The organism is Methanoregula sp., assembly GCF_002835825.1.
Lineage (GTDB): Archaea > Halobacteriota > Methanomicrobia > Methanomicrobiales > Methanospirillaceae > Methanoregula.
Window position 1 is genome coordinate 1 of sequence record NZ_PIZH01000069.1, and the last position, 7,737, is coordinate 7,737.

General features: G+C 55.4%; 11 protein-coding genes and 1 tRNA gene. 6 read left to right on the forward strand and 6 right to left on the reverse strand.

What is annotated here, in order from left to right; translation table 11 throughout:
* From CW742_RS04060 to CW742_RS04075, 4 genes are all read right to left on the reverse strand, one after another.
* Positions 1-399, reverse strand: a 399-nt coding sequence (locus CW742_RS04060; protein WP_292416816.1) for a TFIIB-type zinc ribbon-containing protein, incomplete at its 3' end; no start/stop codon positions are given.
* Positions 400-470: 71 nt separating this feature from the next.
* Positions 471-695, reverse strand: a complete 225-nt coding sequence (locus tag CW742_RS04065) for an H/ACA ribonucleoprotein complex subunit GAR1 (protein WP_015284386.1) — start codon at positions 693-695, stop codon at positions 471-473.
* Positions 696-795: 100 nt separating this feature from the next.
* Positions 796-1,449 carry a histidinol phosphate phosphatase domain-containing protein gene (locus CW742_RS04070; RefSeq protein ID WP_292416820.1) on the reverse strand — a complete coding sequence of 218 codons (654 nt, stop codon included), beginning with the start codon at positions 1,447-1,449 and terminating at the stop codon, positions 796-798.
* On the reverse strand, positions 1,446-1,721 hold the full coding sequence (locus CW742_RS04075) for a signal recognition particle subunit SRP19/SEC65 family protein (RefSeq protein ID WP_292416823.1): 276 nt from the start codon (positions 1,719-1,721) through the stop codon (positions 1,446-1,448). Before CW742_RS04075 ends, CW742_RS04070 begins: the two co-directional genes overlap by 4 nt.
* Before the next feature lie 54 nt (positions 1,722-1,775).
* On the opposite strand from CW742_RS04075, the gene hypB reads away from it, so the two are divergent.
* From hypB to CW742_RS04100, 5 genes are all read left to right on the forward strand, one after another.
* On the forward strand, positions 1,776-2,423 hold the full coding sequence (gene hypB / locus CW742_RS04080) for a hydrogenase nickel incorporation protein HypB (protein ID WP_292416826.1): 648 nt from the start codon (positions 1,776-1,778) through the stop codon (positions 2,421-2,423).
* 96 nt (positions 2,424-2,519) lie between these two features.
* Positions 2,520-2,897 (forward strand): 30S ribosomal protein S8e, encoded by a 378-nt coding sequence (locus CW742_RS04085; protein WP_292416829.1) that lies wholly within the window; start codon positions 2,520-2,522, stop codon positions 2,895-2,897.
* Positions 2,898-2,985: 88 nt separating this feature from the next.
* Positions 2,986-3,408, forward strand: a complete 423-nt coding sequence (locus CW742_RS04090; protein WP_292416832.1) for a hypothetical protein — start codon at positions 2,986-2,988, stop codon at positions 3,406-3,408.
* Complete coding sequence (locus CW742_RS04095) at positions 3,405-3,866, forward strand: DUF2240 family protein (RefSeq protein ID WP_292416834.1); 462 nt, start codon at positions 3,405-3,407, stop codon at positions 3,864-3,866. Before CW742_RS04090 ends, CW742_RS04095 begins: the two co-directional genes overlap by 4 nt.
* A gap of 131 nt (positions 3,867-3,997) precedes the next feature.
* Positions 3,998-4,483, forward strand: coding sequence for a hypothetical protein (locus CW742_RS04100; RefSeq protein ID WP_292416837.1), 486 nt, complete (start codon positions 3,998-4,000; stop codon positions 4,481-4,483).
* Positions 4,484-4,538: 55 nt separating this feature from the next.
* On the opposite strand, the gene CW742_RS04105 is transcribed toward CW742_RS04100, so the two are convergent.
* Both CW742_RS04105 and infB read right to left on the reverse strand, forming a co-directional pair.
* Positions 4,539-4,979 (reverse strand): 30S ribosomal protein S6e, encoded by a 441-nt coding sequence (locus tag CW742_RS04105; protein ID WP_292416839.1) that lies wholly within the window; start codon positions 4,977-4,979, stop codon positions 4,539-4,541.
* Positions 4,980-5,125: 146 nt separating this feature from the next.
* Complete coding sequence (gene infB / locus CW742_RS04110) at positions 5,126-6,904, reverse strand: translation initiation factor IF-2 (RefSeq protein ID WP_292416841.1); 1,779 nt, start codon at positions 6,902-6,904, stop codon at positions 5,126-5,128.
* Positions 6,905-7,166: 262 nt separating this feature from the next.
* On the opposite strand from infB, the gene CW742_RS04115 reads away from it, so the two are divergent.
* Positions 7,167-7,239, forward strand: a tRNA-His gene (locus CW742_RS04115).
* The last annotated feature ends 498 nt before the right edge of the window (positions 7,240-7,737 follow it).

The window sequence follows — 7,737 nt, forward strand, 5'->3', positions numbered from 1 at the left end:
TGGCCTCTTGCGGAAGCTGAGTAGCGCTGTCCGTTTCTTGAAGGAGATGGCAAGGCCATAGGAGTCCCGGTTGCGCCAGTCAATAATGGTCGATAGACCCTTGTCGTGGATCTTGAAGGTCATCGATGCACCAACACGGGAACGCTTCCTCCTCTGGTCGTGGTCGAAGGCACGCCACTCCGGGCCTCTGTCGATGAAGTCGTCATCGATGACAAGCCCGCAGCTCTGGCAGACAAGTTCCGCACGTTCGTAGTCGTGGACGAGCTGGCGGCCTCCACACTCGGGGCACACAGTCTCTGTGTGGTTCTCGGCTTTTTTCTCCTGCTCTTTCTGTTTCGTCCTCGCTTTGAGCGCTTCACGCTCAGACTGGAGGGTTTTCAGTTTCTCGATTTCCTGCATCCACGTTCACCTTTTCCTGATTAGCGGGCATTTTTGATTACGGGATTTTTACCGGTATCCACATGCGGGTGTTATTTTGTGAAGAGTTTCTCATTGGGCTGGACGGTGCATTTTTCCCGGCAGAGAACGGCGGCATACGGGGCTTTGATGTTCCCGAAGAGGTCCAGGATCTTTCCCACCGGCTTCATCCGCCGATCGCTTACCTCGCTGTACAGCGGGGGAAGCTGGGCGGCATCGCACTGGATGATGAGCATCCGGCTGCCAATAGTGCTCATCGCTCGGCCAACCACTTTCACGAATAACCTCAAGGATACAATAACATTGGATTTTTTTAGTACTCTATATATGTGTGACAGCACGGTATTTAAACATTGCGTGAAAGTATAAATAGAAAATTCAGAGCCCGAGGAACTCGTCGATATTTAAAGATAGTACTTCCCTGCATTCCCGGTCGCTGAGCCCGGCCCCTTTTGCCACAACAAATTTCGCGCGCTCGCTCATGATATCATGGGGGGCATGCGCATCGGAATCCACGACCAGCTGGCAGCCTGCCTGCCGGGCAACCTGTGCCACATGGCCGTTGGTCCGGTTATGTCCCCCGCGTGCGGTCAGCTCAAGGGCAATGCCGTTCTTTGCAGCTGTTTTTGCATCCTTCAATGTAATAAGCCCCGGGTGGGCAAGGACATTGACATATTTGCATCCGCAGGCTGCATGGTTGGTACCCTCGGCAACCGGTTCGACCGTTGTTTCACCGTGGACAACCACGATGTCGGCCCCCTGTGCTTTCGCGGTCTTTGCCAGTGGTGCGATCTGTTGCGGGGGGACGTGGGTGATCTCGATACCACAGAGCAGGCGAACCCCGAACAGGTCCGCGGATTCCCTGACCCGTGCAAGGGTAGCAAGCAGGGATTCAGCATTGGACGGGTCTGCGTGGTCGGTGATCGCAACAGTTGTATATCCTGTCACTGCCATGCGGCGAATCAGCTCGATCGGGAGCATCTCCCCGTCAGACAGGATCGAATGGGTGTGGAGGTCGTACATGCCGCTCATTTCCTGCTCTCCAGTCTCTGGGCCACTTTCCGGATCAGCAGTTCCTTCTTCTCCTTCCATTCAACAACGAGCCGGCCTTCGCGCCGTGTCCAGTGGGCCGGGTGGTGCTTGTCCTCTGCGCGGAACGGTATGCCTGCCTTTTTCAGGGCCCGCTCAAGATCTGTCAGGACCGGTGCCTTGACCCCGATACTGCGCGGAACCCGCCTCCCTTCAGCACGCGAATATGCCGCATTGAAGTAGCAGGGATAGATGATGCACTCGCCAGCTGCCATTGCCAGATCGTTTGTGGGTCAAGGTATAAACACTGCACGCTCCCACCTTCTATTATGCATCATATCGACGTCAGGCTGGAGAAGGACGTGTACGACGCAAACAATACTCTGGCCGACCATAACGCGGCGCACCTGAAAGCCCACGGGGTGCGTGCGTTTGACCTTCTGGGCGCGATCGGGTCCGGAAAGACCGCGCTGATCGAGCGGCTTGTGCCCCTGCTGGAGAAGAAAGGGCTCAAGGCCGGGGCAATTGCCGGTGATGTGTACGGCGATGACGATTTCAAGCGAATCGTTGCTACGGGTATCCCCGCATACAATGCAAACACGGGAAAGGAATGCCATCTTGACGCACATCTTGTGGAGCACGCAATCGACCATCTCCCTCTCGACAAAATTGACATCCTCTTTATCGAGAATGTCGGCAATATGGTCTGCCCCACGGACTTCCGGCTCGGTGCGGAGAAACGCGTTGTCGTGGTAAGCTCCACCGAAGGCGATGACGTCGTGAACAAACACCCCATGATGTTCCGCGACTGCACGATCGGTGTTATCAACAAAGTTGATCTCGCACCGCTTGTTGGCGCGAACCTGGACCGGATGCAGTCAGACATCGCCCGGTACAATCCCGGGATGCCGGTCTTCAGGACCAACCTGAAGACGGGCGACGGTGTGGCAGCGCTCCTCGATGCAATCCTGGCCTGAGTGGCCGGAAAAGAAGTACTATAAATAACCCGGGCGTGAATATATAGAGCACCACCTTCGGGCAACGGTCCGGGGGAAATACCAGAGAGTGACACCATGCAGTGGCAGGGAGAATCAGTTCGGAAGGTTACCGGTGGCAGGCGCCGCCCGGCAGCCATGAAGAGGAGAGCAGAGATCGGCCGTGCGGCAGCAGACACCCACCTGGGTGAGGCCCGCAATCGCGTTGTGCGGACATACGGTGGCAACCACATTACTATGGCCCTCAGGGCTAACTTAGCCAACGTGACCAACCTGAAGAGCGGCGAGACCAAGAAGGTCAAAATCGAGACCGTGGAGAAGAACACGGCAAACCCGAACTATGTCCGGCGGAACCTGCTCACGAAGGGTGCGGTCATCAAGACCGAACTTGGATCAGCACGGATCACGAGCCGCCCCGGCCAGGACGGCATCATCAACGCAGTGTTACTCGAATAACCAATATCCCATTCTTTTTTCCGGTTACCGCGGTTCTGTAACCGCAATTTTCGCAATCTTTTATCACTATCGTGTACAATTCTTTCTCATGCGAAGGATCTATTATCGTTTCCCGCAGCGGGTGGATCTCTCGTTTGCCATGGGCATGCCCTTCATCGAGACGCTCAGGTACATTGCTGAGCTGGACAATACGGAATCGACCAAGACTACCGGAAAAGAACTGGTAAAGGTCAGGACACGGGTGGAAATTGCAGTTGACCGGGCCACGTTCGGTGAGATAACACCGGACCTGCTTCGCCCTGGTGCCATCACGGAAGCGGTTGACCTCCGCGTCTCCGTTCTCGCCCTTGCCCTGCGCGGGGGGGGGAAGGTCCCGATAGCAAACGATATCTTCTATCTCAGACTTTCCGATCAGGTCTCCCGCACCGATATTGACATTGCAAAGGAAGGCCGAGGGGAAGGGCTGGATGCCCTTGATATGAAGAATATCCTTCTTGGTGCAGGAAAGTGACCCTGAAGACAACAATCGCAGCCCCGTTCCGGCACACCCGGAAAAGCGGAATGAAGAAGAATGAGCTGGTCTACTATTACGCCCTTGACCGCAAGTGGATGAGCACGGATCAGGCCAACCAGTTGCTCCGCCGTGCCGAGGAGGATGGGCTCCTGAAGCAGGAGAACGGGATGTTCCTGCCGGCATTCGATACTGCTGCAGTGACCATACCGGTCGGCTTCAAGCCTACCTCTGCAATCTTCGAAAGGAATGATCCCATGCAGGAGCTTATCGGCCGCATTGCACGGGCACGGAAGGTCGAGGAGACAGAGATTGTAGCGGAGATGAACAAGGTGATCCGGGAAGGGTTCGAAACCAATCTCCTCCCCCCGGCAGCCCTTGTGGTTCTGGCAAAAAAATACCAGGTTCCCTGCGAAGATCTGCGCGATCCCCTCCGGCAGGCCCTGCGGAAGGCATAGCCGGAAAAATATCCAAATGCGTCTCCAGTTTCACCAGAGACTGTACTACACAAAGTATTTCCTGAAAATATTCAATATCTTACATAGAATACTACAGGAGTCAGATTATGAGACATGGAAGGAGAAGAGGAATGGATCTCGGCGATCTGCCGTGGCTCCCCATTGCCGCCGTCATCGGTGTGGTTGCGGCTGTGATCATCGCTGCGTTGTTTTTCCTCGGAGGTGGGTCCGGGGGGGAGAGCTCCCCAACAGCTCCCTCTGTGAGCAGTACTCCCGTCCCGCAAACTCCCGTGCAGGTCACCCCGGGTGTCGCATCCATCACGATCCGCGAGACCCCGGCACCTGCGGTCCCGGCAACCGGTACGTGGGTCATGGTGGAATACATTGGAAGCTTCAAGGGAAGCTACGGGATGCCTTCCGATATCCAGAAAGTCGAGAGCTCGGGGATCCGGCTGTATGAAGTCGTGGATGCAGCAGGCACGGTTAAGGCAGAGTTCCAGAAGAAGGACGGCTCAACGAAACACGACCTCACGGTGACACTATACCAGGACGGCAGGGCGCTAAAGTTTGCAAAGAACAGCTCCGCCTACGGTATTGTCACTATCCAATACCCATAACCTTTTTCCCACTCTTGTGCATCTGCACGGGAAAAGCGCAATAAAAAAGATAGTATTACTTCTTGCCGACCCGGGCCTTGGGTGCGGACTTCTTCTCTTCTTTCTTCTCGCCCTCTACCTTGGGGAAGATCTCATCAAGGGACTTCTCGCCATATGCCGTGACGCGGGCGTTGATCTGCACGAACTCCGCGGTGATCTCGCTTGCACGGATCGTCTTCCTGCGGCGCTCCCCGTCCATGACCGGGTGGAACCCTATGCCACCTGCAAGAAGAAGTTTCTTGCGCCCGGCTCCCGGGACACTCTTCTTTGCAGCGATCCCGGTCCGGTCGGATGCACCGGTGATCTGGATCTTGTATCCGGCAAGCCCGAGTGAGCCAGCTTCGATTTCATCACCGATACATTTCCCTACGATCGCACCTGCTGCGCCACCGGTGGCGTCAACATTGTAGGCGCGGCCGGTCTTGGGGTCTGATACAACGACTTTAAACTCAACCATACCTGATTCTTCCTGTTATATTTGGTAACCCTGTTCTGGGGTCATTTCACGTCTCCGGCTGCCGGCGGATTCGCCCACACATGAGAAGTACCCATTTTATTATACCGGTACGCTATTAAACCCTCCGTGCTTTTTTTGCGTGAAACCTACTTCCCCCAGAAGGGGTCGGTCTTGCGGCGCATGGCGGCAAACTCTGCCAGGATTTCCTGCGTGCTGGTGTTGAGCGTCTTTACCATCTCTTTTTCCAGCACCTTGACATGGCGCTCGGGGATATCCACGAAAAGGTCATCACCCACGCTCACCTGTCGTCCAACCGTTGCCCCCTCAATGGAGATGGCAACTTCAAGACCTTCATCAGCCTCACGGATGGATTCCTGCCGGAGCTGCATGGTCTTGAGGTGCCCCACTTTCTTCCCGTCTAGCTTTATCAGGTTGACATCGCTCCGGAGCTTCCCCCCCAGCACGCGCACACCGACAACCGCCGGGTTGCTCTGCCGGAAGACACAGTCCGGCAGGAGACGGATCTTTGCCGGCATCACCACGTGTTCAAAGCGCTGCTTCTCCATGAGGCGCTTCTGCTCGTCCCGCCATTCCACGTACTGGTCGATGAGCTGGTAGATGACCCTGCCCTCAAAGACCTTCACCTGCGTGTATAACGGGTTTTTGATGATTTCGGCGGCATCCGGCAGGAGAGGTGTATTGAACGAGAGAAGGACGCGGAACGAGGGGTTCTTAATGGTCTCGGTCTCGATGAGATCAAGCCGGCTGACCGGGCCGACTTCCGCCCGCATCACCCCGATATCCTTGGACTCGAGTTCCTTGCAAAGAGCCTCAAGGGCGCCGATCGTATCGGCTTTGATAACGATTCCCTCCTCGGCAAGGTTGACGTGGATTTCGGTCATCTCTCTCTTGATTTTTTCCGTGACCTCGTCGCGGTTCCCCCGGATGACAAAGAAGGGAGAACCGGCAATCACACCCTCGAGGTTCGGGGCGGTAACCTTGATCCCAGCAGCAGCGGCAACTGCTTTTACCCGCTCGAAGCGCTCCTCGGTGAGGATCTCCTGCATTGGACGGGGCTTTAAAAGCGACCTCACCTTAGTCACGACAACGTCCCCCTGCGTTGCAACAGCAATCTCGTCACCGACAGCAAGTGTCCCATCGTAGAGGATAACATCGAGGGTTGTCCCAAGGCCGCGTTCTTCCTTTACCTCAAGAACGGTGCCGGCTCCCGGCCCTTCGACCAGAAGTTTCAGCTCGTCGCCCATGTACCGCTGGGCAAGCCCGATCATGATAAGAAGGAGGTCCGGAATTCCTTCGCCTGTATGGGCGCTCAGAGGAACAATCGCCAGGTTCCTCTGGAAGTCCGCAACCCGGTCAAAACGGTCGGCGGAGAAGTCAAGTTCCGAGAGTTTCCCCACGATCTCGTAGGTCTTGTTCTCGACATCGCCTTTGACCCGTTCGTTCTGTTTGTTGAATGATGAGATGAACGACTCGTTCTCGTTTACCCGCCACCCGTGAATGCGGTCGATCTTGGTCGCTGCGATGACAAACGGCGTTTTACAGTTCCGGAGGATCTGGAGCGCCTCGATGGTCTGGGGCTGGAATCCCTGGTTGATATCAACGACCAGGATCGCCATATCGGCAAGCGCCCCGCCGCGTGCACGGAGCGTTGTAAAGGCATGGTGTCCCGGTGTATCAATAAAAAGCAGGCCGGGGATGTTGATTGGCACCTTACCCATGGTCCCGCTCATGGTGCGGATTGCGTCAATCGGGACGATGGTTGCCCCGATGTGCTGGGTGATGGCACCTGCTTCTGAGCTGACAACCGAAGAGCCCCGGATCCGATCGAGCAGTGAGGTCTTGCCATGGTCCACGTGCCCCATCACGCAGACAATCGGTGTCCTGATCTTCGGGTTCTCCGCCATAGTCCGATCCTCCATTATTGTTCAAGCCCGAAACACGCGAAAAACACCGCGCCCTCATGCCCGGATGATATCTCCGGCATACATCACCGTCAGGGAAGAGTGTTTCGGGCCACCTGATATGTAATGGACTCCTGACAATATTAATTGTCACCCCGCGGACGGAGAGGGCCCCTCGGTAATGAGCGTGCATTTTTTCCGAGCTGCCGACGCATTGGCAAGGATACATTAATCAAAGAACAGTGCAAAAATTAAAGGGCAATTTGCCAGGGTGGGGTAGTTGGTTATCCTAGGGGACTGTGGATCCCCCGACCCGGGTTCGAGTCTCGGCCCTGGCCTTCTTTTCTGTTCACAATTTCGGGTAATACGATATGCATCCAGCCATATTCGATATTTTCAGCCAAATAGCATTCTTCCTTGTAATCGGGTGTCTGGTTCCAGTAGTTCACAAAATTTTTTTCAATCGCGATCGGCCGGTCGAATTGATCGTGTCCCCTGCCCGACCCCCCTTGGGTTCCCATGGAGGAAAATCACGGTAAAAAACCATCGGAGTTTCCACAGGAAATTATGGTATTTTTTGCTGGTGTCAAAATGGGGGTCGGGCAGGGGACAGTATCGATTTTTTTGCCGGACTCTTGCGCCCCGCAAAGAAAAATTCCGGAATCCGGTTATCGTTTGGGATGTCAGTTCTGCGGGTAAAGGGGGTAACAATACGGCGTAGTGTCATGTATTTCGCGGATGAAAGCAAAGGTACTGCATTCTTACAATTCTCCTTGTGTCATTTTCACCACCACGGGTCATAAAAACCGTCCGGCCCCTGCCCGACCCCCACAAAA